30 protein-coding genes are annotated in these 26,064 nt (G+C 63.2%); 8 read left to right on the plus strand and 22 right to left on the minus strand.

The window, feature by feature from the left end; translation table 11 throughout:
* Positions 1-31 precede the first annotated feature (31 nt).
* Positions 32-1,177 (plus strand): UDP-galactopyranose/dTDP-fucopyranose mutase family protein, encoded by a 1,146-nt coding sequence (locus L1965_RS11610; RefSeq protein WP_235756607.1) that lies wholly within the window; start codon positions 32-34, stop codon positions 1,175-1,177.
* A gap of 47 nt (positions 1,178-1,224) precedes the next feature.
* On the opposite strand, the gene L1965_RS11615 is transcribed toward L1965_RS11610, so the two are convergent.
* The 6 genes from L1965_RS11615 to L1965_RS11640 are packed head-to-tail and all read right to left on the minus strand — an operon-like array spanning position 1,225 to position 6,105.
* A complete protein-coding gene (locus tag L1965_RS11615) occupies positions 1,225-1,818 on the minus strand; it encodes a hypothetical protein (protein WP_235756608.1) in 594 nt (197 codons plus the stop codon).
* Positions 1,815-2,636: an ABC transporter permease gene (locus L1965_RS11620; RefSeq protein WP_235756609.1), complete on the minus strand. Its 822-nt coding sequence runs from the start codon at positions 2,634-2,636 to the stop codon at positions 1,815-1,817. Before L1965_RS11620 ends, L1965_RS11615 begins: the two co-directional genes overlap by 4 nt.
* Positions 2,633-3,355: an ABC transporter ATP-binding protein gene (locus tag L1965_RS11625; protein ID WP_439332086.1), complete on the minus strand. Its 723-nt coding sequence runs from the start codon at positions 3,353-3,355 to the stop codon at positions 2,633-2,635. The genes L1965_RS11620 and L1965_RS11625 overlap by 4 nt, the downstream gene beginning before the upstream one ends.
* A 5-nt stretch (positions 3,356-3,360) precedes the next feature.
* A complete protein-coding gene (locus tag L1965_RS11630) occupies positions 3,361-3,924 on the minus strand; it encodes a cupredoxin domain-containing protein (protein WP_235756610.1) in 564 nt (187 codons plus the stop codon).
* Positions 3,925-3,946: 22 nt separating this feature from the next.
* Positions 3,947-4,906: a YVTN family beta-propeller repeat protein gene (locus L1965_RS11635; RefSeq protein WP_235756611.1), complete on the minus strand. Its 960-nt coding sequence runs from the start codon at positions 4,904-4,906 to the stop codon at positions 3,947-3,949.
* A complete protein-coding gene (locus L1965_RS11640; protein WP_235756612.1) occupies positions 4,903-6,105 on the minus strand; it encodes an ABC transporter substrate-binding protein in 1,203 nt (400 codons plus the stop codon). Before L1965_RS11640 ends, L1965_RS11635 begins: the two co-directional genes overlap by 4 nt.
* A gap of 164 nt (positions 6,106-6,269) precedes the next feature.
* On the opposite strand from L1965_RS11640, the gene L1965_RS11645 reads away from it, so the two are divergent.
* Both L1965_RS11645 and L1965_RS11650 read left to right on the plus strand, forming a co-directional pair.
* Entirely contained in the window at positions 6,270-6,824 is a 555-nt protein-coding gene (locus L1965_RS11645; protein ID WP_235756711.1) for an SRPBCC family protein, read from the plus strand.
* A 5-nt stretch (positions 6,825-6,829) separates the two neighbouring features.
* Positions 6,830-7,762, plus strand: a complete 933-nt coding sequence (locus L1965_RS11650; protein ID WP_235756613.1) for a YncE family protein — start codon at positions 6,830-6,832, stop codon at positions 7,760-7,762.
* Here the strand turns inward: L1965_RS11650 and L1965_RS11655 are convergent.
* From L1965_RS11655 to hrcA, 11 genes are all read right to left on the minus strand, one after another.
* Complete coding sequence (locus L1965_RS11655) at positions 7,737-8,270, minus strand: PQQ-dependent catabolism-associated CXXCW motif protein (protein ID WP_235756614.1); 534 nt, start codon at positions 8,268-8,270, stop codon at positions 7,737-7,739. The two genes, L1965_RS11650 and L1965_RS11655, sit on opposite strands and share 26 nt — an antisense overlap.
* Positions 8,267-9,079 carry a quinoprotein dehydrogenase-associated putative ABC transporter substrate-binding protein gene (locus L1965_RS11660; RefSeq protein ID WP_235756615.1) on the minus strand — a complete coding sequence of 271 codons (813 nt, stop codon included), beginning with the start codon at positions 9,077-9,079 and terminating at the stop codon, positions 8,267-8,269. Before L1965_RS11660 ends, L1965_RS11655 begins: the two co-directional genes overlap by 4 nt.
* Before the next feature lie 2 nt (positions 9,080-9,081).
* Complete coding sequence (locus L1965_RS11665; protein WP_277882965.1) at positions 9,082-9,732, minus strand: c-type cytochrome, methanol metabolism-related; 651 nt, start codon at positions 9,730-9,732, stop codon at positions 9,082-9,084.
* 114 nt (positions 9,733-9,846) lie between these two features.
* On the minus strand, positions 9,847-11,700 hold the full coding sequence (locus tag L1965_RS11670) for a methanol/ethanol family PQQ-dependent dehydrogenase (protein ID WP_235756616.1): 1,854 nt from the start codon (positions 11,698-11,700) through the stop codon (positions 9,847-9,849).
* Between the two features lie 168 nt (positions 11,701-11,868).
* A complete protein-coding gene (gene fghA, locus L1965_RS11675; protein WP_235756617.1) occupies positions 11,869-12,702 on the minus strand; it encodes an S-formylglutathione hydrolase in 834 nt (277 codons plus the stop codon).
* The gene (locus L1965_RS11680) at positions 12,692-13,207 is read right to left on the minus strand and encodes a GNAT family N-acetyltransferase (RefSeq protein ID WP_235756618.1); all 516 of its coding nucleotides are present in this window, start codon (positions 13,205-13,207) and stop codon (positions 12,692-12,694) included. Before L1965_RS11680 ends, fghA begins: the two co-directional genes overlap by 11 nt.
* Positions 13,207-13,845 (minus strand): ATP-dependent Clp protease proteolytic subunit, encoded by a 639-nt coding sequence (locus L1965_RS11685; protein WP_235756619.1) that lies wholly within the window; start codon positions 13,843-13,845, stop codon positions 13,207-13,209. The genes L1965_RS11680 and L1965_RS11685 overlap by 1 nt, the downstream gene beginning before the upstream one ends.
* Positions 13,846-13,925: 80 nt before the next feature.
* The gene (locus tag L1965_RS11690; protein ID WP_235756620.1) at positions 13,926-15,056 is read right to left on the minus strand and encodes an S-(hydroxymethyl)glutathione dehydrogenase/class III alcohol dehydrogenase; all 1,131 of its coding nucleotides are present in this window, start codon (positions 15,054-15,056) and stop codon (positions 13,926-13,928) included.
* 99 nt (positions 15,057-15,155) lie between these two features.
* Positions 15,156-15,740 (minus strand): S-(hydroxymethyl)glutathione synthase, encoded by a 585-nt coding sequence (gene gfa / locus L1965_RS11695; protein ID WP_235756621.1) that lies wholly within the window; start codon positions 15,738-15,740, stop codon positions 15,156-15,158.
* Positions 15,741-15,877: 137 nt separating this feature from the next.
* Complete coding sequence (locus L1965_RS11700) at positions 15,878-16,411, minus strand: nucleotide exchange factor GrpE (RefSeq protein WP_235756622.1); 534 nt, start codon at positions 16,409-16,411, stop codon at positions 15,878-15,880.
* 7 nt (positions 16,412-16,418) lie between these two features.
* Positions 16,419-17,474, minus strand: coding sequence for a heat-inducible transcriptional repressor HrcA (hrcA, locus tag L1965_RS11705; protein WP_235756623.1), 1,056 nt, complete (start codon positions 17,472-17,474; stop codon positions 16,419-16,421).
* 73 nt (positions 17,475-17,547) lie between these two features.
* Between hrcA and rph the strand changes: the two genes are divergently transcribed.
* The 5 genes from rph (at position 17,548) to L1965_RS11725 (ending at position 20,617) form a co-directional block, all read left to right on the plus strand.
* Positions 17,548-18,261: a ribonuclease PH gene (gene rph, locus L1965_RS11710; protein ID WP_235756624.1), complete on the plus strand. Its 714-nt coding sequence runs from the start codon at positions 17,548-17,550 to the stop codon at positions 18,259-18,261.
* Positions 18,258-18,866, plus strand: a complete 609-nt coding sequence (gene rdgB, locus L1965_RS11715; protein ID WP_235756625.1) for an RdgB/HAM1 family non-canonical purine NTP pyrophosphatase — start codon at positions 18,258-18,260, stop codon at positions 18,864-18,866. Before rph ends, rdgB begins: the two co-directional genes overlap by 4 nt.
* A gap of 73 nt (positions 18,867-18,939) precedes the next feature.
* Positions 18,940-19,074: a RidA family protein gene (locus L1965_RS16060; RefSeq protein ID WP_277882966.1), complete on the plus strand. Its 135-nt coding sequence runs from the start codon at positions 18,940-18,942 to the stop codon at positions 19,072-19,074.
* Complete coding sequence (gene hemW, locus L1965_RS11720; RefSeq protein ID WP_235756626.1) at positions 19,071-20,252, plus strand: radical SAM family heme chaperone HemW; 1,182 nt, start codon at positions 19,071-19,073, stop codon at positions 20,250-20,252. Before L1965_RS16060 ends, hemW begins: the two co-directional genes overlap by 4 nt.
* Positions 20,249-20,617 carry a YbaN family protein gene (locus L1965_RS11725; RefSeq protein WP_235756627.1) on the plus strand — a complete coding sequence of 123 codons (369 nt, stop codon included), beginning with the start codon at positions 20,249-20,251 and terminating at the stop codon, positions 20,615-20,617. Before hemW ends, L1965_RS11725 begins: the two co-directional genes overlap by 4 nt.
* 46 nt (positions 20,618-20,663) lie before the next feature.
* Here the strand turns inward: L1965_RS11725 and L1965_RS11730 are convergent, their stop codons facing one another.
* The 5 genes from L1965_RS11730 to mnmE are packed head-to-tail and all read right to left on the minus strand — an operon-like array spanning position 20,664 to position 26,064.
* Positions 20,664-21,554 carry a ParB/RepB/Spo0J family partition protein gene (locus L1965_RS11730; protein ID WP_235756628.1) on the minus strand — a complete coding sequence of 297 codons (891 nt, stop codon included), beginning with the start codon at positions 21,552-21,554 and terminating at the stop codon, positions 20,664-20,666.
* Between the two features lies 1 nt (position 21,555).
* A complete protein-coding gene (locus tag L1965_RS11735; RefSeq protein WP_235756629.1) occupies positions 21,556-22,341 on the minus strand; it encodes a ParA family protein in 786 nt (261 codons plus the stop codon).
* Positions 22,334-22,930: a 16S rRNA (guanine(527)-N(7))-methyltransferase RsmG gene (rsmG, locus tag L1965_RS11740; RefSeq protein ID WP_235756630.1), complete on the minus strand. Its 597-nt coding sequence runs from the start codon at positions 22,928-22,930 to the stop codon at positions 22,334-22,336. Before rsmG ends, L1965_RS11735 begins: the two co-directional genes overlap by 8 nt.
* Positions 22,927-24,786 (minus strand): tRNA uridine-5-carboxymethylaminomethyl(34) synthesis enzyme MnmG, encoded by a 1,860-nt coding sequence (gene mnmG / locus L1965_RS11745; RefSeq protein ID WP_235756631.1) that lies wholly within the window; start codon positions 24,784-24,786, stop codon positions 22,927-22,929. Before mnmG ends, rsmG begins: the two co-directional genes overlap by 4 nt.
* Before the next feature lie 12 nt (positions 24,787-24,798).
* A complete protein-coding gene (gene mnmE, locus L1965_RS11750) occupies positions 24,799-26,064 on the minus strand; it encodes a tRNA uridine-5-carboxymethylaminomethyl(34) synthesis GTPase MnmE (protein WP_235756632.1) in 1,266 nt (421 codons plus the stop codon).

A 26,064-nucleotide genomic window follows, 5' to 3' on the forward strand; every position in this document is an offset into this window, starting at 1 on the left:
AAAAGGGAAACGGCACGGGCAGGACACAGACATGCGGATCCTTCTGGTAGGCGCCGGGCTTTCCGGTGCGGTGATCGGGCGCAGCCTGGCCGAGGCGGGTCATGCCTGCCGGATCATCGACGCACGCGACCATATCGGCGGCAACTGCCACACCGCACGCGATCCCGAGACCGGCGTCATGCTGCATGTCTATGGCCCGCATATCTTTCACACCGATGACGAGCCGGTCTGGAACTACGTCAATCGCTTTGCAGACTTCATGCCCTTCCGGAATCGCGTCAAGACCACCGCACAGGGCAGGGTCTATTCGCTGCCCATCAACCTGCTGACGATCAACCAGTTCTTCGGCAAGACCATGCGCCCCGACGAGGCCCGCGACTTCATCGCGACCCAGGCCGATCTGTCGATCAAGGAGCCCCGGAATTTCGAGGAACAGGCGCTGCGCCTGGTGGGCCGCGATCTCTACGAGGCGTTCTTCAAGGGCTACACCCAGAAGCAGTGGGGCTGTTCGCCGACCGAATTGCCGGCCTCGATCCTCAAGCGCCTGCCGCTGCGCTTCAACTATGACGACAACTATTTCTTCCATCGTTTCCAGGGCATGCCCAGGGACGGCTACACGCCGATGATCGCGGCGATCCTGGATCATCCCGGCATCACCGTCGACCTCGACACCGCCTATCATCCCGGCATGGTGCGGGACGTCGATCACGTGTTCTGGTCCGGTCCGCTTGACGGGTATTTCGACCACGCCCTCGGCCGCCTCGGCTATCGCACGCTGGATTTCGAACGGTTCACCTATGGCGGCGACTATCAGGGCTGCGCGGTCATGAATTACGGCGATCGGGACGTGCCATGGACCCGGATCACCGAGCACAAGCATTTCTCGCCTTGGGAGTCGCATGAGGGCAGCGTCTGTTATCGCGAATACAGCCGCGCAGCCCAGCCAGGCGACGTCCCCTGTTACCCCGTCCGCCTGGTCGAGGAAAAGGCCCTGCTGGAGACCTATATCGCGGCCGCCCGCGCGACCGAGGCCGTCACATTCGTGGGCAGGCTGGGGACCTATCGCTATCTGGACATGGATGTGACCATTCGCGAGGCGCTGGACACGGCGCGTGTCTTTCTGGACTGCCTCGCCGCGCGCCGCGCGCCCCCAGCCTTCGTGTCGTCGCCGCGCTGACGGGGCAGCCCGGCCCCCGGGGATCGCGTGCCACGGACACCGAGCGGTCAGTCCAGATGGCTTGCGATGGCGCGCGCCAGAGCAAAGATGCGCTGTTCAAGGATGACCGGCGTCTCGCAGACATAGGTCAATGATTGCTGCCGTTCGTTGAAGATCCTCTGGTCCAAGTCCAGCGCCTTCTCCTCGGCGTCGATGGCGTCGAAATCGGGACGTTCGGCGGCCTCCAGCGTTGCCATGACGGCGCGCCGGTCCTCGATCTTCCGGGACAGATCGACCTGCTTTCGGCCATAGCGTGCAATGCCCTCGATCAGCGCGCTGCGGTCGGGTTCGATCCGGTCGAAGACCGCCTGCATCAGCGCGGTCAGTCGGGCGTTGTCCGCTTGACTGGCGAATTCGGCGATGGCCGCTTCGGCGTCCTCGATCGGCATGCGGCGCTGTTCCAGCCGGTCGGCCAGCGCCGCGATCTGCGGGTCGCGCGCCAGTTCGGCGGTCTTCTCATCGGGCACGGGACCCGCCCACATCTGACCCAGGGACAGATGTGGTTGCTTGCGCTGGATGCAGGGCCAGGTCGGGTCGGTTCCCTGCGCAGCAAGCGCGGGCCCCGAGGCAAGCGCAAGGATCAGCGCCAGGATATGTCTCATGCTTTCCCCTTTCTGCGGGCCCAAAGCCCTTTTGACGGATCATACATGAACACCGCCGCGCCAAAGAACCCCGCCAAACAGCCTAGAACGACCGCCAGCGAAAGCCAGTTCACCTGACCATAAAGCGCAAAGCGGATCAGTTCGACGGCGTGGGTAAAGGGATTCAAGGCGCAGATATCGTGCAGCAAGGTCGAGCTTTCGCGCATCCGCCACAGCGGATACAGCGCCGATGACGCGAAGAACATCGGGAAGATCACGAAGTTCATGACGCCGGCGAAGTTTTCAAGCTGGCGGATGGCAGAGCTGAGAAACAGCCCCATCGCGCCCAGCATCAGGCCCGACAGGATCAGCGCGGGCAGCACGGTGGCATAGCCCGACAGCGGGGGGCGAACATCCCAGAACCAGGCGATCACCAGGAATGTATAGACCTGGATGATCGACACGACGACGCCTGCGATCAGCTTCGACGCCAGCAGGAACCAGCGCGGGAACGGGCTGACAAGCAAGGTCCGCATGGCGCCCGTCTCGCGGTCGTAGACCATCGACAACGACGATTGCATGCCGTTGAACAGCTGGATCATCGCGACAAGGCCGGGCGTCACATAGACCTCGTAGAGAACATAGGTCTGGTAGGGCGGGGTAATCGACAGGCCAAGCACCGCGCGGAATCCGGCCGCAAAGATGAACAGCCAGACCAGCGGACGCACCAGCGCGGCAAGAAATCGGCCGCGCTGGTTGATGAATCGCAAGGTTTCCCGGCGCGCGATGCCAAGAAACGCCGTCATCCAGGCACCGGGCGGGAAGCTGCGATCGCTCATGCGGCCACGCCAGTCAGGTCGAGAAACGCCTGCGTCAGTCCGCGCGACCCGGCGATGTCTGCCGCCGTGCCCGCCCGTAGCACCTCGCCCTGATGCAGGATCACAAGATCGTCGTCGGGCTGGATTTCGTCGAGGATGTGGGTCGCCCACAGCGCCGAGACACCGTTCATGGCAATCAGCCGGCGCGTCAGGGCAAGAACCTCGGCGCGGGATTTCACGTCCAGCCCGACCGTCGCCTCGTCCAGCAAGAGGATGTCGGGGCTGTGGATCAGCGCGCGTGCGATCTCGGCCCGTCTTTGCTGGCCGCCCGACAATGCCGAGACGCGGTCGCCGGCCTTTTCGGACAGGTCCACCTGCGTCAGGACCTCGTCGATCCGCGCACGCGCCATCGAACGTCCCATGCCGTGCAGACTGGCGTGATAGGCCAGGTTCTGGTGCACGCTCAGATCGGCGTCCAGGGCGCGCGTCTGGAAGACCACGCCAAGCCGGGCCAGCGCCTGACGCGGATCGCGCCGCAGGTCATAGCCTGCGACGCGGATCGTGCCCGAATTGTTGTTGTAGAGCCTTGTGACAAGGGAAAACAGCGTGGTCTTGCCGGCGCCGTTCACCCCCAGAAGCGCGGTAAAACCGCCGCGCGGCACCGTGAGCGATACGTCCCTCAGCGCCTCGACGCGCCCGAAACTGTGGCTGACATGGTCGATTTCAAGCGCGTTGGTCACGATCCCTACTGAATGTTGAAAACGGCTTGCTGAGTTTCACCAGATGATCCGGGGATCGACAAGGTGTGGCGGCCCGGGACGATGGCGATAAAGCTCATGCTGGCGGTTCCGGCGTCATCGAATTCAAGGCTGTGGACACCCATCGGTCGGACCTCGATATCGTTGATGACCACCTCGTTGACCCAGACCGCACGAAAGAAATCGCCGCCCGACAAGGCCAGTTCCTGACTGCCATCGGCGACCAGTTCAATCCGGTAGTAGCCGCCGGATTTCAGCGTGTATTCCGCGGTTGCGACAGGCTGACCGGCAGCGAGCGTCAGCGGCGCCAGATCGGTCCGGTTGTCGCGCGCCAGAAGTCCGCCGAAGCCATAGTCGAACTTGCCCTTCGCGTCATGGACACCTTTGGTCTCCGCGCCGGCCTCATCATCATCGTCGTCGTCGTCGTCATCCCCTGCGCCGGCGGGCATCGCCTCGGTCGCGGCGGCGGCATCGTCTGCTGCGGTATCCTGCGCAACGGCTGGTGCCCCCAGCCCCGCAACGATCATCAGGATGGTCAGTAAACGGGTCATGTCTTGTCTCCTTTTGGGAACTTCAGTTCGGTGCAACGACGACACCCCAGGGCTGCTGACCCACGGGGATCGACTTCACCACTCTTTCGGCGTCGACATCGATGGCCGAAACGTCGTTGGAATTGCCATTTGTCGTGAACAGGAATTTCTCGTCAGGTGTGAAGGCCATCTGCCAGACGCGCTGGCCGACCAGCAGGTAGTCCCTGACCTCGTCGGTCTCGCCATCGATGACGGCAACGCGGTTTGCCGGGCCCAGAGCCACGAACACCTTCTTGCCATCGCTCGTGACGCGCACGCCGACGGGCTGGATCGCCTCGGGCAGGACGCCGGGGATGTCGAAACCGATCTTGTGGGTGATCTGCTGCGTGGCCGGGTCGATCACGCTGACAGTGCCGCCGATCTCGGAGCTGACGTAAAGCTTGCTGCCGTCGTGGTTGTACTCGGCGAATCGCGGACGTGAATCCACCAGCACATTCGCAAAGATCTCGAAGCTATCGCTGTCGATGAAATGCGCCATGTTGGTGGTTTCCGATGTGTTGATGACGACCTTGCCGTCCGGGCTGACGCCCATTCCCTCGGGCTCGACGCCGACCGGGATCTCGGCCAGGACCTGATGGGTCTTGACGTCAACCACAGTGACCAGGTTGTCGTCCTCATTGGCGATATAAAGCGGATTGCCCGACGGATGCAGCACGAAGAGTTCGGGATCGGGACCCGAGGGCAAGGTGTGCGTCTCTTCCATGGTTTCCGGATCGAACACGCGTACCAGATCGTCATCCGAGGCGCAGACATACAACTCGGACCCGTCGGGGCTGATGGTGATCCCGCGCGGCCGGTTGCCCGCCGGATAGGTGCCGATCACATCAAGCGTCGCGCTGTCCAGCACGGTGATGTCGTTGCCCTTTTCGTTGGTGACGAAAACGCGGTTGGCCATCGCGGGGGCGGCGGAAAGGCACAGGGCCAGGATAAGCAGGTGTTTCATGTCGCCTCTTGGAATGTGCATTCGGTTTCGGGCCGGTCGATCCCCAGCGTGTCAAGCTGGCTTGTCTGGTGAAGATATTGTTCCTGCGGGCTCACCGACGCCATGAGAAGTCCGGTGGTCAGCAGGATCGGCTGGCGAAGCTGATGGTCCCAGTCGCGCAGGGTCAGCTTCTGGCCCTTGAACCCCGCCACCTCGAATCGGTCGGACAGCATGAATTCGCGCAGCGTGTCGGCATCGCCCGACTGGGTGCGGGTCGCCGCCTCGCCGATCATCCGCAGCGCCAGCCAGGCCTGATAGTCGACTTCGCGCATCTGCCTGCCCGCCAGCCTTTCGAAACGGTTCTGGAACTGGGTCGCGCCCCAGGCTTCCATCGCCGGATGCCAGCTGCGCGGAACCAGCCCGGCCGAACCGGCAACGGGGCGGGGGTCCCATGTCTGGTAAGGGAGATAGGCGGCGAAAACATCGGCTTCGTCGGCGGCCAGCACGACGTCATGCTCTGGCGCGCGCTGGGTGAAGACCGGCATCTGCTTTTGCACCTGAACATGCCCCGAGTCGGTGCGCCTTGCGCCGCCGGTATCCTCGTAGACCCGTTCCTCGACCAGCTTGGCGCCGAACTTGCTGGCCGAGCGGCGGAACGCGGCGGCCAGATCGCCGTCGGCTGGATGGCTGCCCTCGATCAGGAACCAGCGGGTCCAGTTCTTCCACATCAGGAACTGCGCCAGCGCATCCGCCATCATCGCGTGGCTTGGGGCGACATGGATCGTGTTGAAGCGGCAATCGGCACCGCGCAAATTATCCCCGCGCGCACGCGCATTGAGGATGACCGCGCGGTCGCCAACCTGATCGGCGGCCTTCAGCGTCACCGGGTCATCGGCAAGCAGAACGATGAACTCGATCCCGTCGGACAGCAATCTGCCGATCTCGTCCGAAAAGCTCTGCGGTGTGGCGGTGATCTCTTTCGCCTCGAAGTCCTGGCCCATGAAGCGCCCGGTGGTGTCGTTGTCCTCGATCGCCAGGCGGGCGCCGGCGAAGCCCAGATCATCGGTCGGCAGTTCCAGGCGCGATATCGGCGGCAGGCCGGGATCGTCCACCCGCAGCACCGCCGCACGGATCACCGTGGGCTGTTCCGCCTCCTGCGCCGCGACAGGCGCGGAAAGCAGGCAGACACCAGCCAAAAGTCCTATGATTCCCTTGCGCATTTCTTTCTCCCCCGTTGGCATGTTGGGGCGGCGCGCGAGGCGCGGCAACCCGGCAATCCTTCCCGCCCGGTGCGGGAAGGATTGGCTCAGCCTTTGGTCTAATGGACTGCCCTTCCGGTGGCGCGCATCCTCGGACCGATATTCCGGCGGGAGCAGACAGGATGATGACGAGAATGCTTGGAGTGGCTCTGGGCGCGACGCTGATACTGGCGACGGCGGCGGCGGCCCATGGACCGTCCCGGCTGAAGACCGAGATGTCGGTAACGCTTGATGCCACGCCCGACGAGGTGTGGGAGGTGATCGGCAGGTTTGATGACATGAGCTGGCATCCGGCGGTCGCCTCGACCGAGATGACGCCCGAGGGAGCGCCCGCCGACATTCCCGACGAATCCACCCGAATCCTGCATTTGCAGGCAGAAAGCGGGGATCCGACCATGACCGAACAGCTGATTCAGATCGATCCCGAAAACCGCATGTACAAATACATGATCACCGAAGTCGCCGTCGAGGTTCTGCCGGTCACGAATTACTCCTCGTCGCTGCAGGTCAAGGACAAGGATGGCAAGGCCGAGCTTGTCTGGAAGGGCGGCTATTACCGGGGTTTTCCGAATAACGATCCGCCCGAGAACCTGAACGATGCCGCCGCCGAGGCCGCAGTCGCCGGCGTCTATCAGGCCGGTCTCGACGCGCTGGCCGAACGTTTCGGCACGGTCGAGTAGCCTTCTTGCTTCGCATCGCGCTGGTCATTGCCGCGCTGATATCCCCGGCCTTCGCCGGGGATGTTGCGTTCGTCACATCGCAGAACGGGAACGCGGTCTCGGTCGTGGATCTGGACAGCGGTCAGATCGTGGCGCAAGCCGACCTGCCGGGCGCCCCCGCGCCCGTCGCCTATGACCCTCGCGCCGGACGCGCCTATGTGGTGGCCGCCGATACGGGAAGGCTGACCGTGCTGGACGAGGCGGCGTCGGTCATCGCCCATCGCGATCTGGGCGCCGGCGCATTCGGGCTTGCGGTCGCGCCCGGCGAGGGTGTCCTTGTGACCGACTGGTACAAGGGTCGGCTGCACAGGCTGGACGCCGGGCTGAAGACGCTGTGGTCGGCCGAGACCGGTCAGACGCCGGCCGGCGTCGCGGTCAGCAAGGATGGGTCGCTGGTCGCGACCGCCGATCGCGACGATGATCGGGTCAGCATCTTCGACACGGTCACCGGACGGCTGCTGCGCAGGGTCGGCACGGCCGGCGCGCACCCGTTCGGGATCACCTTTCACGACGAACTGCTATGGACCGCGGATGTCGAGGGCGACAGCGTCTCGGTTATCGATCCGGTCGCGGGACGATTGATCGGCAGCATCCCGACCGGCAGCCGGCCCTATGCGGTGGCCTTCGCGGCGGCACGCGGCTTCGTGACCAATCAATATTCGGGCAGCGTGACCGTCTTCGACCCCGAAACCCTGCAGGTCCTGGGCGAGGTCCGGACCGGCGACTATCCGGAGGGCATCGCCCCGCTGCCCGATGGCACGGGGGTCGTCGTCGCCAACTGGGATTCCGATACGGTCACGATCATCGACGCGCAAAGCCTGGCAATCAGTGCCGAAATCGATGTTCCGGCAGGCCCCCGGGCATTCGGCAGCTTCACGGGTCGCCAGGCTCGACCTTGACCAGATCGGCGCCGAGCGCCTGCTGCCAGTCATCGGTGCCGCCCGGAAACCAGCTTACGGCGCTGTAGCCCATCTCGACCGCGCGCCGGGCAGCGTTCCAGCTCATCCAGCAATCGGCGCGGCAGAAGATCACCACGGGCGCGGATCGGTCGCCGCCCGTCACCTGCGTCAACCCCTCTGCCAGTCGCGCCTGTTCCGCCGGGGCAAGCTCTTGATAGCCGGTGTCCCACAGCCAGACCGCGCCCGGGATCGTCTCGTGCCGCGGCTCGCGCCAGATCGTGCCCTCGGGCAGTCCCTCGGGCTTTCGTGTGCGCGGATAGACATCGACAAAGGCCGCGCCCTGCGCGTGCAGCTGGATGGCCCGGTCGGCATCGATCACCTCGGCGCCGCGCAGCGTGGCTGGAACCGGGGCCCTGTAGGGTTCACCACGATAGGTTTGCGGTTCGGGAACCTGCGCAAGCAGGGGGCCGGCGGCGACCAGCATCAGCAAGGCCGCCCACCGGATCATTGCAGCATCTCCTTGCCGTAATCGTCGACCAGAGGCACCCCGGCTTCACGCAACAGGGCGTTGATCTCGTCCTGATGGCGGCGGATCAGGCTGTTCAGCTGCCGTTTCCATTCCTGTTCGCCCAGGCGGACGCCCATGGTGATGCGATAGAACATCTTCGGGCCCGCATCTTCCTTCAGCAACGGTGTGAATTGCAGATCCGGATCGTCCTTGATCCGTGGTCCGGCCAGCGGCCCCCACAGAACGGCGGCGTCCAGGCTGCCGTCGCGGACACCCTCGATCAGTCCGCCCACAGGGTCCTTGACCCGCCGATCCACGAACAGGTCGGCCCCGCGCATGTCCTTGGCCAGGCCCGCCCGCGCCATGATCGTGGCCGGCGGCGATCCCGCCACGACTCCGATCGCATGATCCTTCAGCGCGGGGTCGCCGAGATGATCGACCGAGGCCAGCGGATCGTCCCGGCGCGTGACGATGCCGAAAACCGAGGTGTAGTAATGGTTGGTATTCTGGACAAGTTCGTCGCCCTGGGCGTAGCCCATGACCAGATCGCAGGTGCCGGCCCGGAGGGTCCTGGTGATGAACCCCATGCCGGAGGGGAACCAGCTATAGGTGACAGGCATGTCCAGCCACTGGCCGAACTGCTCGGCCAGCCTGTTCTCGAAGCCCGATCCATCCTTGCTCGACATCGGCGCGTTGGCCGGGTCGGCACAGACCCGCAACTGCGTCGTGGACCGCAGATCGGCGACCTGCGCCGGGGCGGCGGACGCCAGGCAGATCGCGATCAGGGCTGTCTGTACCAGTTTGCGCATCTTTACGTCGACATGCAGGAATCTTCCTGCGCTGTGAATTCGTCCGTTTTCGGTCCCTTCTTGGCCGGACGTCCGCGCGGAATCTCCTCGGTCCCGCGGGCCAGCAGATAGGCATAGATGTCGTCGATATAGCACCAGACATTCTTGTTGGTGCCAAAGGCCGGCATCACCTGGTTCTGGGACGCGCTTACCGCTTTCTTGCCCGAGGCGACGATCTGCTGGAAGTCGTAGTAGTCCATTCGCAGCGCCGAGTCCTTCAAGGCCGGCGCATAGGTCGAGCCCTCGCCATCCGGTCCGTGGCAGACATGGCATTCGGCCGAATAGCGGCGATACCCGTTGAAGGTCGCGAAATCGACCGTGCCGTCATCCTCGATCTTGTAGGTCGGAATGCCATCGGCATTATACCAGCGGCCGTTCTCGGTGTATTCGGGCGTTATGTCCATGCCGTTCGGCAGCGTTGACGGGCTTTCTGCCATGCCGGCCCCGGCATCTGCGGCGGCGGCATCGTCCGCTGATGCCTCGGGATCGGCGGGGGCATCGCCCGAGACGGTCGCCTCTGCGGGGGTCTCGCTGGTCGTATCGGTCTGTGCGGTGGCCGTGCTGGCCAGCGACAGGCCAAGGACCAACGCCGTCAGGCTGGTGATGGCATTCATGCTTGTCTTCCTCCCAAAATCTTCGACTGCCCGTTTTCGCCAGACAGAACCGCCCCAGTCTATCGCTGGGGCGGTCCTTTCACAGATCAACTTCGCTCGTGCGGAACGAAAGTATTAGCCGCTGCTGGCGTCCTCGGCCGGCGCGGCTTCCGCCGGGGCGGAAGCGACGTCGCCCGGCAGTTCGAACACCGTCAACTGGCCGCCCAACTGGGTATAGTCGCTGAGCGAGGCATAGCCACCGACCGCGCCGAGGCCGTCGTTCGGATTGGTCAGGCCGGCTGCAAGGCCGATCCCGGCCCATCCACCCACGCCCGACAGCACGCCGACATACTGCTTGCCGTTGAGTTCGTAGGTCATGACGTTGCCGATGATGCCCGACGGGGTCTTGAACTTGTAGAGTTCGTCGCCCGTTTCGGCATCCACCGCCTTCAGATAACCCTCGAGCGTGCCGTAGAAGACCACGCCACCAGCCGTCGCCAGCGCGCCCGACCAGACCGAGAACTGCTCGGGCAGGGACCACTTGATCTCGCCGTTGATGTTGTCCCAGGCGATGAAGTTGCCCATGCCGCCGTGGCTGTCAGGCGCCGGATACATGGACAGGGTCGCGCCGACATAGGGCTGGCCAGCGGTATAGGCCACGCGGAACGGTTCGTAGTCCATGCAGACATGGTTGGTCGGGACGTAGAACAGTTGCGTGTCCGGCGAATAGGCCGCCGGCTGCTGGTCCTTGGACCCCAGCGCCGCCGGGCAGACACCGGTGGTGTTGGTGTCTTCGCCATTCTGTGCGGTCGAATATTCGGCAACCACGGCCGGACGGCCATAGGTATCCGAATTCGGGTCCATGTCGACGCCGGTCGTCCAGTTCACCGTTGGATCATACTTCTCGGCCACCAGCAATTCGCCGGTTTCGCGGTCCAGCGTGTAGCCAAGACCGTTGCGGTCGAAATGGGTAAGCAGCTTGCGCGGCGTGCCGTCGATCTCCTGATCGGTCAGGATCATCTCGTTCACACCGTCGTAGTCCCATTCGTCATGGGGCGTCATCTGGTAGAACCACTTGGCCATGCCGGTATCGGCGTCGCGGGCCATGATGGTCATCGACCACTTGTTGTCGCCGGGACGCTGCGAGGGGTTCCAGGTCGAGGGGTTGCCGGTGCCGTAATAGATCAGGTTCAGGTCCGGATCGTAGGAATACCAGCCCCAGGTGGTGCCGCCACCGATCTTCCACTGGTCGCCTTCCCAGCTGTTCAGGCTGCTGTCGGCGCCGATCGGCTTGCCAAGATGCATGGTGTTCTCGGGATCGACCAGCATTTCTTCGTCCGGACCGGTGGAATAGGCTTTCCACGCTTCGGAACCGTCGGCCAGGTTGTAGGCTGTCACGCGGCCTCGGACGCCGTATTCGCCGCCCGAAACGCCGACGATGACCTTGTCCTTCACCGGAAGCACGGTGGCGGTGTTGGTTTCACCGATCGCCGGATCACCCGTAACGACCTTCCACTTCTCTTCCCCGGTCTTCGCGTCCAGCGCGACGAGGGTGGTGTCGGCCTGGTGCGACAGGATCATCCCGTCCGCATAGGCGACGCCGCGATACACGGTGTCGCAGCACATGACCGCGATCACCTCGGGGTCCTGCTGCGGCTGATAGCTCCACAGGATCTTGCCGTCATCGGTCAGATCCAGCGCGAAGATGTTGTTGGGGAACGGCGTGTGCACATACATCACGTCACCGATGACCAGCGGGCTTCCCTCGTGTCCGCGCAGTACGCCGGTCGAGAAAGTCCAGGCGACGCGAAGATCGCCGACATTGTCCTTGGTGATCTGGTCCAGCTTGGAATAACGGGTGTTGGCGTAATCCCCGGTCTGGATCGCCCACTGGCCAGGCTTGCCGGTTTCGGTCAGCACGCTTTCATTGGCGTATGATGCGCCGGTCAGAAGCAGCGCGATGGCCGCGCTGTTCAGCAAATGTTTCATGAGTATTCCTCCACTGTTGGATCTGTTGCTGCGGCTTCTCCTCAAGCCGCGGCTGTCCATAGCGTACTGTTCGACGCGCACCGCCTTCCGTCAATCAGCCGCCCTGCCATTTGCCCCTAAAGTCTGATGGTCAAACGGCAAGACAGGCGGGAAGGTTCGGCAAGCCTCTCAAAGCAAACGCTCGGCATGCCACATCACGTGGTCCGCCATGAAGGTCTGGATGAAGAAGTAGCTGTGATCGTAGCCCGGCTGCATCCGGAAATGGCCGGGCTGACGCCGCGCCATCATCGCGTGGGCCAGCGCCTCGGGCTTGAGCAGATCCAGGAACTGGTCGCCGCTGCCCTGGTCGATCAGAACCTCGCCGGGATAGCCACGTTCGGTCATCAGGACGGTCGAATCGTGGCTGCGCCATGCGGCCTTGTCGTCACCCAGATACGCCGAGAACTGCTTGCGGCCCCAGTCGGATTCGGACGGGTTGGCAATCGGCGCGAAGGCCGAAACGGACTTGTAGCGATCCGGATGGGTCATCGCGATGGTCAGCGCGCCGTGCCCGCCCATCGAGTGGCCGGTGATGCCCATCGCCTCGCGGTCGATGGCGAAATTGTCGCTGATCAGCTCGGGCAGTTCGTGGACGACGTGATGCCACATCTGGAAATGCGGCTTCCACGGGTCCTGCGTCGCATTGACATAGAAGCCCGCGCCCTTGCCAAGATCGTAGGCGTCGTCGTCGGCGACAGCGTCACCGCGCGGCGATGTGTCGGGAAAGACGATGGCGATCCCGGCTTCGGCGCACCATTCCTGCGCGGCAGCCTTGGTCATCGCGTTCTCATGCGTGCAGGTCAGGCCCGACAGATACCACAGCACCGGGACCCGGCCATGCTGCGCCTCCTGCGGAAGGAACAGGCCGAATGTCATGTCGGTGCCGGTCGCACGCGAATTATGCCTGTAGACACCTTGTGTGCCCCCGAAGCAGCGGTTCTCGGCTATCGTTTCAAGGCTCATGGTATTCTCCGTTCAGGTCTTGGAACATGACCAGCGCATCGACCGGCCCCAGTCGCGGGTGAGAAAACGCCGCGGGCAGTCGGCCGACAACCCGGAAACCGACTTTCTGCCACAAATTGACGGCATCCTCGTTGGTCGCGACCACAAAGTTGAACTGCATCGCCCGAAAGCCCATCGCGCGCGCCCAGGATTTGGCGTGCTCGACCAGCGCACGGGCGACGCCCCTGCCCCGGGCCGCCGGCTCGGTGGCGAATGAGGCATTCGCCACATGAGAGCCGCCGCCCGGTCGGTTCGCGCCGACATGGCTGGTTCCGACGATCCGTCCGTCGATTTCAGCCACGAACACATGGAATGGCGCCCCGAACCAGTCGGACAACGCCTCGGCGCGGGTTGCGTCACGTGGCATGCAATAGGTTTCGCCGGCCCGGTAGACAGGCTTCAGAATGGCCCAGATCGCGTCGTGGTCGGCCGGGGTCGCAGGACGGATCGCCACCCCGGCAGCCATCAATCCAGTTCGTCCACGCGGCGGATGATCTTGCCCAGAAGGCCGTAATCGAGCGCCTCCTGCGTGTTCAGCCAGAAGTCGCGGTGGGTGTCCTTCTCGATCCGCTCGACGCTCTGGCCGGTTGCCTCCGCGAAGATGTGATTCAGCCGGTCGCGCATCAGGCGAACCTGTTCGGCCTGGATCATCATGTCCGACGAGGTGCCGCCGATTCCGCCCGAAGGCTGGTGAATCAGGAATCGCGTGTTCGGCAGGCAGTAGCGGTTCTCCTTCTGCGCGGCCACGAAGATCAGCGCGCCGGCGCTGGCCACCCAGCCCGAGCCGATGGTCCGCACCGTGGGGCGGATGAACTTGATCACGTCATGGATCATGTCGCCAGATTCGACATGTCCGCCGGGCGACGAGATCAGGATGTTGATCGGCTTGTCGCTGTCCTCGGCCAGGGCCAGAAGATGCGCGACGGTGCGCTGCGCCAGCTTGTCATTGATAGCCCCGGCCACGATCACCGTGCGCGACTTGAAGTACAGCTTGCCGATCTTGTCGCCATCGGGGAGTCCGAGACCCTCGTCCTTGTCGCCCTTGTGGCGGCGGTCTTCCTCTTCCTCGTCATCGTCGTCGTCGTCCAGCCACTGGTGACGCATCGGCCTGCTCCTTTTTTGTTCTCATGGCGACGGCGGAGCCATCGGCCCCGCCGTCCTTTTACCTAAGCAGCCGTGAAGGATCAGTAAAGCACGACCGACCGGATCGACTCGCCGTGATGCATCAGGTCGAAGCCCTTGTTGATGTCGTCCAGCGGCATGGTGTGGGTGATCATCGGGTCGATCTCGATCTTGCCGTCCATGTACCAGTCGACGATCTTGGGCACGTCGGTGCGGCCCCGTGCGCCACCAAATGCCGTGCCCTTCCAGACCCGGCCCGTCACCAGCTGGAACGGGCGGGTGCTGATTTCCGCCCCGGCCGCCGCCACGCCGATGATGACCGACACGCCCCAGCCCCGGTGGGTGCATTCCAGCGCGTCGCGCATCACCTTGGTGCTGCCTGTGGCGTCAAAGCTGTAATCGGCGCCGCCGATCTGGTCGAACGGCGTCTTGGTCATCTCGACGATATGATTGACGATGCCGCCGTCGATTTCCTTGGGGTTGACGAAATGCGTCATGCCAAAGCGTTCGGCCATCTCTTTCTTGTCGTTGTTCAGGTCGACGCCGATGATCATGTCGGCGCCCGCAAGCCGCAGGCCCTGGATCACGTTCAGGCCGATCCCGCCCAGACCGAACACCACCGCCTTGGCGCCGATTTCCACCTTGGCGGTGTTGATCACCGCGCCGATGCCCGTGGTCACACCGCAACCGATATAGCAGATCTTGTCGAACGGTGCGTCTTCGCGAACCTTGGCGACCGCGATTTCCGGCAGAACCGTGTGGTTGGCGAAGGTCGAGCAGCCCATGTAGTGATAGATCGGCGTGCCATCCAGCATCGAGAACCGGGTGGTGCCGTCCGGCATCAGGCCCTTGCCCTGCGTGGCACGAATCTTGGTGCACAGATTGGTCTTGCCCGACAGACAGGACGCGCATTCGCGACATTCCGGCGTATAGAGCGGGATGACGTGATCGCCGACCTTCAGCGAGGTCACGCCTTCACCGATCTCTACGACCACGCCCGCGCCCTCGTGGCCCAGAATGGCCGGGAAGATGCCTTCCGGGTCGTCGCCCGAACGCGTGAACTCATCGGTGTGGCAGATGCCGGTGGCCTTGATCTCGATCATCACCTCGCCTGCTTTGGGGCCTTCGAGATTGACCTCCATCACTTCCAGAGGTTTGCCGGCCTCAAGGGCCACGGCGGCGCGGGTTTTCATCTTCTCTCTCCTATCGTCCCGATCGGGCTTTTCGGTCATGGCCGAAGGGGCCGTCGATGCGGCCCCCCGGCGGATCTGTGAATTCATGGCAGGCCGCCGTCAAGCGGCCAGCGCACCGGATTTCTTGGCGATATGGGTCGCGATCGCGTCCATCAGGGGTGGCGACAGGGCATCATAAGGCTCAAGCCCCAGTTCGCGCAGGCGCGACCTGATACCATCCATCCGCGACGGATCGACGCCCGATTCGATGACCGAGCTGACAAAGGCCGCAAATTCGGGCGCCGACCACCCGTCTTCGGACGACAATTCCGTATGAACGAAATCCAGCCCATAGAACGGATGGTCCTTGTTCTCGATGCGGCCAAACATGTGGACGCCGCATTCCTTGCATCGATGGCGCTGGATCGGCGCATCCGCATTCACGATTTCCAGCTTGTCGCCATTCTCGACAACCTCGACCGCGTCCCGTCCGACAACGGCGACCTGGCTGAAGATCGCGCCGTCCGGCTTCCAGCATTTGGTGCAGCCGCAGACGTGATTATGGGCCGTCTGCCCGCCGATCCGGACCTTGACTGGATTGGAGGTGCAGTGGCATGTCAGCACCCCGCCCGAAAAGTTCGGGTTTCCCTGCTTTATGCCGTCATCGACTGCCGGGTGAATCTTCACCCCATCTGTGTGGGCCATGGTCTCCTCCTCCGATAGACCGAATGTCTATCCTAGCGTGGCGCGCCCAGGAAGAATCGGCAAGTCAGCGGAAGGTTGTAGCGCCCCGGACAGGCCCGGACAGGCCCCGGACAGGATAGCCGGGGCGCGCGGCCGGGTCATTGGCCCGCCGGAGTCGAGCTGACACCCACCTTGGCCGGGCGCAGCAGGCGGTCGTGCAGCCGAAAGCCGCGATCCATGACCTGTATGATCTCGCCCGCCCTGGTGCCGGGAACGGCAGCCTCGAACATGGCCTCGTGGAAGCTCGGGTCGAATTTCTCGCCGTGATCGGGCGTGATCACCGTGATTCCGTGCTTGGCGAAGACGTTCGACAATTCGCGCAGGGTCAGCTCCACGCCCTCGAACAGCGCGGCGGACGCGGCGCGCTGTTCGTCGCTGGCGGCGTCCAGCGCACGGATCAGCGCGTCGTAAACCGGCAGAAGATCGCGCGCCAGTCGCGAACCGCCATATTGTTCCGCGTCGCGGCGGTCCTTTTCGGCCCGCTTCCGCGAGTTTTCGGCGTCGGCCAGCGCGCGCATCCACTTGTCGCGAAATTCGTCGCGTTCGGCCGTGAGGCGGGCGATATCCCCGTCGGGATCAGACAGTGGGTCTTCGATGAAATCCTCGTCGGGCTGTTGGTTCTGCTCGGTCATCCTCAACTCATCCTTTCCGGCCGGACAATACGCGTCCGACCAGCTGCGCGGTGTAATCGACGATGGGAACGATACGGCCATAGTTCAGCCTTGTCGGACCGATGACGCCGACCGCACCCACAATCTTTCGGTCGGCATTCATATAGGGTGAAACGACCAGAGCGGAACCCGAAAGTGAAAAAAGCTTGTTCTCGGAGCCGATGAAAATGCGCACCCCGTCGCCCCGCTCGGTCAGTTCCAGGAATTCGACGATGTCGCGCTTGCGTTCGAGATCATCGAACAGGATCCGGATACGGTCCAGATCGGCGGCCTCGCGATCCAGCAGGTTGGCCCGCCCGCGCACGATCAGCCGCGGATCGACATTTTCGCCGTCCCAAAGCGCAAGGCCGGATTCGACCAGTTCGGCGGCCAGAACATCCAGCTCGCGCCGCCTGTCCGCGATCTGGCGCGACAGATGCGTGCGCAATTCGGCAAGCGTCTTGCCCTCGGCCATCGCATTCAGGAAGTTGCCGGCCTCGCGCATCGAGGACGGGGTCTGGCCGGGCGGCGGCGTGAAGATGCGGTTTTCGACATGGCCGTCCGCGAAGACCAGCACCACCAGTGCGCGGTCAAGGGCAAGGCTCACGAACTCGATATGCCGGATCGGCGCCTCGTGCTTGGGCATCAGCACAAGTGAGGCCCCGCGCGTGATCGAACTGAGCGCGGTGCTGACCCGATCCAGTAGCAGGCCGGTATCGGGATCGTCATTCCCCAGCGTCTGGTCGATGGCCGCGCGGTCTGTGGGCGTGACGCTGTCGATTTCCATCATGCCGTCCACGAACAGCCGCAAGCCCAGATGCGACGGCAGCCGACCGGCAGAGGCATGCGGGCTGTCCAACAGACCCATGAATTCCAGATCCTGCATCACGTTGCGGACCGTCGCCGCGCTGAGCTTTTCCGACAGGGCACGCGTCAGTGTGCGCGAACCGACCGGCTCGCCGGTCTCAAGATAAGTCTCGACGACCCGGCGAAACACTTCGCGGGACCGGTCATTCAGTTCTGAAAGCAGCGATTCCTGGTTCATGTCCCTCGCGGGCTTGCGTGACGGGGTCGCAGGACTGTATTGGGCAGCCAACCCTTACCGGAAAGGACTGTCCATGCGCCCCTCTGGCCGGAATCTAAGCCAAATGCGCCCGATTTCAATCGAAACCGGCGTGATGCGGCATGCAGAAGGATCGTGCCTGATCCGTTGTGGCGACACGCATGTGCTGTGCAGCGCCAGCATCGAGGAAAATCCGCCGCGTTTCCTGAAGGGAACCGGCCTGGGATGGGTGACGGCCGAATACGGCATGCTGCCGCGAGCCACCAATACCCGCAACCGCCGCGAGGCCGCGCAGGGAAAGCAATCCGGCCGGACTCAGGAAATCCAGCGCCTGATCGGGCGCAGCCTGCGCGCGGGCGTGGACCGAGTCGCACTGGGCGAGCGGCAGATCACCATCGACTGCGACGTGCTTCAGGCCGATGGCGGAACGCGCTGCGCATCGATCACCGGGGGTTGGGTCGCGCTGAGGCTGGCGGTCAACAAGCTGATGAAGGCCGGGGTGCTGAACAGTGATCCGATCGTCGATCATGTCGCCGCGGTCAGTTGCGGCGTCTATGCGGGCCAGCCCCTCGTGGATCTGGACTATGCCGAGGACAGCGAGGCCGGGACCGACGGGAACTTCGTGATGACCGGCAACGGCCAGTTGATCGAGGTCCAGATGTCCGCCGAGGGCGCGACCTTCAGCCGCGACCAGATGGCCAGGCTGCTGGACCTGTCCGAAGGCGGCGTGGCCGAACTGGTCGCGGCGCAGAAGGCTGCGCTCGGATGAGGAGGTTCGCCGAGAAGCGGTTGCTGGTGGCAACACACAACGAAGGCAAGCTGGACGAAATGCGCGCCCTGCTGGCGCCTTACGGGGTCGAGGTCGTCGGGGCTGCCCGAGCCGGGCTGGAGGAGCCTGAAGAGACCGAGGACAGCTTCATCGGCAATGCCCGGATCAAGGCCCTGGCGGCGGTCAAGGCGACCGGCCTGCCCGCGCTGGCCGATGACAGCGGTATCTGTATCGACGCGCTGGACGGCGCGCCCGGAATCCATACCGCCGACTGGGCCGAGACCGGCAACGGGCGTGACTTCGCGATGGCGATGGCCAGGACCTGGGAAAAGCTTGAAGTGGCGGCAGCGCCCGAGCCACGCACCGCGCAATTCCGCTGCACGCTGGTGCTGATGTGGCCTGACGGACATGAAGAGATATTCGAGGGCGTGCTGCCCGGACGCGTGGTCTGGCCACCCCGCGGCGATGCGGGCCACGGCTACGACCCGATCTTCATGCCCCTGGATCAGCAGCTAACGCTTGGCGAGATGGATCCTGCGATGAAGAACAGTCTCAGCCACCGGGCACGCGCGGTGCGGCAGCTGATCGAGGGTTGCTTTGCATAGGAACTCGAGCAGGTCGCCCTTCCAGCCTGCGTTGTGCCGCAACCGCGCGGTTGGAAAGGGAAACTGGTGCGTCGTGCCGGGCGTCACGGGCTACGGCGATCGCGATGTGACCGAGCCCTGCGATCGACCAGCCGAGATGATGGTGATCGCTGGATTGATCCGCCCTGAACTGAAGGTCGAGGTCGAAGTCGCCGCGATGCGAGCATGACCGCGCAGGCCTTGAAGAAAACTGCGGAGGACTGGCGTGACGGCGGCTTCGGACTGTATGTCCACTGGCCCTTCTGCGCCGCGAAATGCCCCTATTGCGACTTCAACAGCCATGTTGTCGACCATGTCGACCAGTCGCGTTGGGCCGACGCCCTGTCCAGCGAAATCGCCCGGCTGGCCACCGATCTGCCGGGCCGGATTCTGGGCAGCATCTTCTTTGGCGGGGGTACGCCATCGCTGATGTTGCCCGATACCGTGGACACGGTGCTGACGGCGGCGCGCGCGGCCTGGGGTTTTGCCAACGACATCGAGATCACGCTGGAGGCGAACCCGACCAGCGTCGAGAAGCAGCGCTTCCGGGCTTATGCCGAGGCCGGCGTCAACCGCCTGTCGATGGGGGTCCAGGCACTGAACGACGACGATTTGCGCCGGTTGGGCCGACTGCATTCGGTTGCCGAGGCGCGCGCGGCCTTCGACGTTGCGCGCGACTGTTTCGACCGGGTCAGTTTCGATCTGATCTACGCGCGCCAGGGTCAGAGCCGCGAGGCCTGGCGGTCCGAACTGCGCGAGGCACTGTCGATGGCCGTCGATCATCTGTCGCTTTACCAGCTGACGATCGAGCCCGGCACAGCCTTTGGCGCAAGGGCCGATGCGGGCCGCCTGCGCGACCTGCCCGATGATGAGATGTCGGCTGACATGTATCTGGAAACACAGGATATGTGCGGTTCTGCGGGGATGTGGGGCTACGAAATCTCGAACCATGCCGCAGCCGGGTCAGAGAGCCGCCACAACCTTTTGTACTGGCGTCAGGGGGACTGGGCGGCCGTGGGACCGGGCGCTCATGGCAGGCTGACGCTGCCGCAGGGGCGCGGCGCCACCGAGTCGCACATGGCGCCAGGGGCCTGGCTCGCGGCCGTCGCGACACAGGGAACAGGCGAGTCGCTGCGCGCGTTGCTGCCACGGAACGAACAGGCGATGGAGTATCTGCTTATGGCGATGCGACTGGCCGAGGGCCTGGACGAAGCACGCTACGCGCGCCTGGCGGGCGGCCCGCTGGATCAGGCCGCCCTGGCTGCGATGGAAGAACTGGGCGTCATCCGTCGTGGCGCGGGTCGCGTCGCGGCCACCCGCGCGGGACGCCCCGTGCTGAATGCCATCCTGCGCGAGTTGGCGGCATGAGGGTCAGCCGGATGCGCCCGGTATGGTACGCCGTCGGCCTTGTGTTCCTTGGATTGGGAATCGTCGGCGTCGCATTGCCGGTGATGCCGACCGTGCCCTTCCTGTTGGTATCGGCTTGGGCCTTCTCGCGCAGCTCGCCAAAGCTTCGGCAGAAAATCCGCGAACATCCGACCTACGGGCCTCCGGTGCGCGCGTGGCAAGAGCGCGGCGCCGTCGGCCTGGTCGCCAAGATCTGGGCGATTGGGGCCATGTCTGCGGGTGTCGGGTTGTCGTTCTGGCTGGGCTTGCCAGGCTGGGTGGTGGCGATTCAGGGCGCGATCTGTTTTCTGGTCGGGGTGTATATCGCGTCGCGTCCACCAGCTTGAAACACCATATATAGTATAGATTATTTATTTAATACTATATATTGGATCAATGCCCAGCCAGAAGCTGACAAAGCTGGTCCAGCTGGTCCAGGTCCCGATAGGTGATCGAAAGCGTCCCGCCATCCATTCCGGCATGGTTGATGACAACTTTCATCTTCAATTGCGCCGAAAGATCCGATTCCAGTCCACGCGTATCCGCGTCCTTTTCGGCCGAGCGGTTCGCGCTCTTGCGCGCCGCCGATTCCGGTTGCGAATGCTTGCGTACAAGCTCCTCGGTTTCTCGAACCGACAACCCTTTCTCGACGATCCTGCGCGCCAGTTGAGCGGCGTTCGGCGATGTGATCAGTGCCCGCGCGTGCCCGGCCGACAGCTTGCCGTCCTTCACCATCTCCTGCACCTGTTCGGGCAAGCTCAGCAGCCGCAACAGGTTGGCGATATGACTGCGGCTCTTGTTCAGCGCCTCGGCCAGTCTTTCCTGAGTGTGACCGAACCTGTCCATCAGCTGCCGAAATGACGCGGCTTCCTCGATCGCGTTCAGATCTGCGCGCTGGATGTTTTCCACGATTGCAATTTCCAACACTTCGGTGTCGGACAGTTCGCGGATGATGACTGGCAGCTCGTGCAATTGAGCCATCTGCGCTGCGCGCCAGCGCCGTTCGCCGGCAACGATCTGATAAAGGCCGGAATCGGCCGGATGCGGGCGCACGATCAAGGGCTGCAGGACGCCCCTGCTTTTCAACGATTCCGCCAGCTCTTGCAGCGCGTCCTGATCAAAGCTGCGGCGGGGCTGATCCGGGTTGGCGGTCAGTTGCTCGATCGGGATCAGGCTGCGGTCGCGAACCGGGCGCTCTGGCGCAGCCCCGGACAGATCAACATCAGCCATCAACGCCGAGAGCCCGCGTCCCAGGCCTCGCTTCGCAGCTTTTCCATCCTGCATTTCAGGCCTCCTCTGGAACCAATTTCAGACGCGCAGCAAATTCCGCAGCGAACTGCCGATAGGCGGCGCTGCCTTTCGAAGTCGGATCATAGACAAGCACCGGTTGTGCGTGGGACGGCGCTTCGGACACCCGCACATTGCGCGGAATGACGGTCGGATATACCAGGTCCGCCAGCGTCGCCCGAGCATCCGCTTCGACCTGCAGCGACAGATTGTTCCGGTAGTCTGACATGGTCAGCAGGACACCATTAATCCGAAGTTCAGGATTCGCGCTCTGCCGCACCTGCTTGACTGTGTGCAACAGTTGCGACAACCCCTCGAGCGCATAGAACTCTGCCTGCAGCGGCACAAGCACGCTGTCTGCCGCGACCATGGCGTTGACGGTCAGCAGTCCAAGCGCGGGCGGGCAGTCGATCAGGACGATACTGCCCGCAGGCACCCGTTCCAGTTTCTTTCTCAGCAGTCGCGTGCGGTCAGAAGCCTGCGAAAGCTCGACATCAGCCGAGGACAGGTCCGGGGTCGCGGGCACGATCCTGAGATTGGCGATATCGGTTTCTATGGCGCAATCCTCGAGTGAATCATCGCCGGCAAGCAAATCATAGACCGTGCGCTCGCGACGCTCCGCGCGAATGCCAAGCCCAGTCGAAGCGTTTCCTTGAGGATCGAGGTCAACGAGAACGGTAGGGTGCCCTGCCTGAGCGAGAGCCGCGCCAAGGTTGATCGCCGTCGTCGTCTTGCCAACCCCGCCCTTCTGGTTCGCGATCGCCACGATATTGTGGTCAGGCATGCTGGACTCCGTTAATTTTCAGTATTGCGGCGCCGGTCATTGTCTGGCTCGGAAGGATTTCCGCATTGAAGTTCCATTCGACCTTCGCTGCCTGAAGCTCTTCCTGCCAGCGCTGACCCTTCATCACCCACGCTTCGCCATCATGCGCCATATGCTGCATCAGATATGCCATGAGGCGTGGCAGGGGGGCAAGCGCTCTCGCCGAGACATAGGCGGCTTTCAGCGGCTTGACGTCTTCTATTCGGCGCGGCAGCACGGTCGCCCGGGACAGTCCAAGCTCCCGAATGACGGTCCGCAAGAAGGCCGCTTTTCGCTGGTCGCTTTCGATCAGGTTGAACTCTGTCCGGGTATGCGCAAAGACGATTGCAAGCACGATGCCGGGGAGGCCGCCGCCACTGCCCAGATCAGCCCAAAGCCCTCCATCTGGCTGAGCATGGCGCGCAATCTGAAGGCAATCCTGAATGTGCCGGTCGCGCAGATTGGCTATCGTCGAGGGCGCAACGAGGTTGATGCGCGCGTTCCACCGGATAATCAGCGACTCATAAGCCGCCAGCCGGTCTGTTGTTTCACGTGAAACATTGCCGATCATGCGCTGTTGCGCGCCGTCATGCGAGAGATGGCGACAAGAAGCGAGAGGGCCGCGGGGGTCATTCCCTCGATCGTTGCGGCTGCGGCCAAGGTCAACGGGCGCGCACTGGTCAGCTTGGCGCGCAGTTCAGCAGAGAGACCGGGAATGCACTCATAATCGAGCGCGTCCGGCAAAATGATGGATTCGTCGCCGCGAAGTGCTTCGGCATCTCTTGCCTGACGATCTTCATATTGGTGATACAACGCGTCGTTTCGCAACTGCTCAAGAGTTTCCGCCCCAACACCTTCCAATTCGGGCACAAGTGACAACAGATCGTCGCCGCTGATGTCGCGAAGGCCCAGAAGCGCATAGGCGGATCTCATTTGTCCGTCCAACCGAACATGAAGCCCGGCCCGCTGCAACTGCGTGGGAGAAAACCGCCTATTCTCCAGAAGCTGACGGGCTGAGCTATAACGCTCTTGGCGCAGATCGAAAGCGGCTTTGCGCTCTTCTCCGACGCAACCAAGCCGGATCCCAACAGGGGTCAATCTCTGATCCGCGTTGTCCGCGCGAAGCGTGAGGCGAAACTCTGCGCGCGATGTAAACATCCGATACGGCTCGGTTACTCCTCGCGTCGTGAGATCATCAATCATGACGCCAATATAGCTTTGCGTTCGGCTGAAGGTCACTTCGGACCGACCCAATGCCCGCGATGCCGCGTTGATCCCCGCCACCAGACCTTGTGCCGCTGCCTCCTCGTAGCCGGTGGTGCCATTGATCTGACCCGCCAGGAAAAGGCCGCTGACCGTACGCAATTCCAAGGACGGTGCGAGGGCGCGTGGGTCAACATAATCGTATTCGACCGCGTAGCCGGGCTGGATGATCTTCGCCCGCTCGAGGCCCGGGATGGTTCGGACGTAGCTCTCCTGAACCTCGGCGGGAAGCGAAGTCGAGATACCGTTCGGATAGACCGTAAAATCGTCCAGCCCCTCGGGCTCAAGAAAGATCTGATGAGATTGCTTGTCGGAAAAGCGCACCACCTTGTCTTCGATCGAAGGACAATACCTCGGCCCTCGTCCTGTGATTTGGCCGCCGTACATCGCCGAACGAGACAAGTTATGCCGAATGATGTCGTGTGTGGCCTCGGTCGTATGGGTGATGCCGCACGCGATCTGCGGCAACGAAGCCGCAGAACTCAGGTAAGAAAACAGTGTTGGAACGTCATCGCCCGGCTGCATCTGCAGTATGGGCCAGTTGATTGTCCTGCCATCAAGTCGGGGTGGTGTGCCGGTCTTCAGCCTGCCCAGTGGCAAGCCGAACCGACGAAGTGAGGCGGCCAAAGTGTTGGACGATTGGTCGCCCCATCGGCCGGCCTCGCGGCTTTGGTCGCCGATATGGATGACGCCGCCCAGAAACGTGCCGGTCGTCAACACCACAGCCGCCGCGGAGAGCCGCGTTCCGTCGCGCAGCTCTACACCGCTTACATTTTCCCCGCCCCCCAGGAGAGTTGCGACCTCACCGTAGAGAAAGTTCAAATTCTTCTGCTGCTGCACCAGCTCGTATGAAGCCGCGCGATATTGCCGACGATCCATCTGTGCTCGGGGGCCTTGAACGGCAGGCCCCTTGCGTCGGTTCAGAAGCCTGAACTGGATCCCCGCACGATCGGCTATTCGCCCCATGACGCCATCCAACGCGTCGATCTCGCGCACCAGATGGCCCTTGCCTAGCCCACCAATGGCAGGGTTGCACGACAGGGCGCCGATATCCTCCTTGCGCATTGTTACAAGCAATGTCGAAGCGCCCATCCTGGCAGCTGCGCACGCAGCCTCGATGCCCGCATGGCCCGCGCCAACGATGATGACATCATGATGTTTCACGTGAAACGTACCCTATTTCCCAATGCAGAACGTCGTGAAGATAACGTCCAGATAATCCTCGGCACCGATCCGGCCTATCAACCGATCAAGCGAGACAGAAGCGACCCGGATAGCCTCGGCAACAAGTTCGGGCGGCAGTTCATCGACACAAGACAGCGCAACCGAAGCCTCCCGCAACGCTTGTACCTGCCGCGCATGACTTATTATCCCGGCCCCAGCGACTTTCGAAGACAAGATTTCGTATATCAGATCCAGCAATTGGGTTATACCCTCGCCGGTTACCGAAGATATCCGCAGTCCGGTGGTGTTCTGCGAAACATCAGACTTGCTGTGCGCAAGGATGTCTCCCTCGCGCCACAAATCCCTGTCGGTGTACCCGCTGTCAGAAACGTGAATCCGAAGATCTGCCGAAACCGCCCGATCACGGGCGCGCGCGACACCCAGTCGTTCGACCTGGTCTGAAGATTCGCGCAAGCCTGCGGTATCCAGAAAGGTCACCGCCAATCCCCGCAAGTCGATACCCAGTTCGATGATATCCCGGGTCGTTCCGGCGATATCCGATACCAGCGCGACTTCGCGCCTTGCAATACGGTTGATCAGGCTTGATTTTCCTGCGTTCGGCGGTCCGATGACTGCGACTTCAAAGCCCGTTCGGACGCGCTCGGCAGCTTGGTACCCGCGAATTTCAGCCATCAACTCATCGCGAAGGTCCCGCAGCAAGCCGAAGACCTCCTCGGGGATATCGTCGGGGACCTCTTCGTCGGCGAAATCCACGCTGGCTTCGACCAGTGCGCCCGCCGTGATGAGAACGCCGCGCCAGGCTTCGGCACGCCGTCCCACTTCCCCACCGGCGATCCTTACAGCCTGCTGCCGCTGGCTCTCGGTCTCGGCCTGCAGCAGGTCTCCGAGACCTTCAATCTCGGCCAGATCCATTCTTCCGTTCAAGAAGGCGCGACGCGTGAACTCGCCCGGTTCCGCAGGACGGGCACCCCCCACCACCAAGGCCGACGCGACCCGTCTGGCAATGACAGGGGCTCCGTGAAGGTGCAATTCGGCGACTTCCTCGCCGGTAAAGCTCGCACCAGCCTCGAACCAGATGACGAGTGCCTGGTCCAGCAACTCTTCGCCATCGCGCAGATTCCTGAGATATGCCAGCCGGGCGCAAGGCAATGGCCCGGCAAGTCGCTGTGCGAGTGAGAGGGCGCCCGTGCCGCTGATCCGGATAACCGAAACGCCCCCCCTTCCGGGAGGGGTTGCCTCGGCAAAGATAAGGTCCAT

Source organism: Paracoccus salsus, assembly GCF_021556615.1.
GTDB lineage: Bacteria > Pseudomonadota > Alphaproteobacteria > Rhodobacterales > Rhodobacteraceae > Paracoccus > Paracoccus salsus.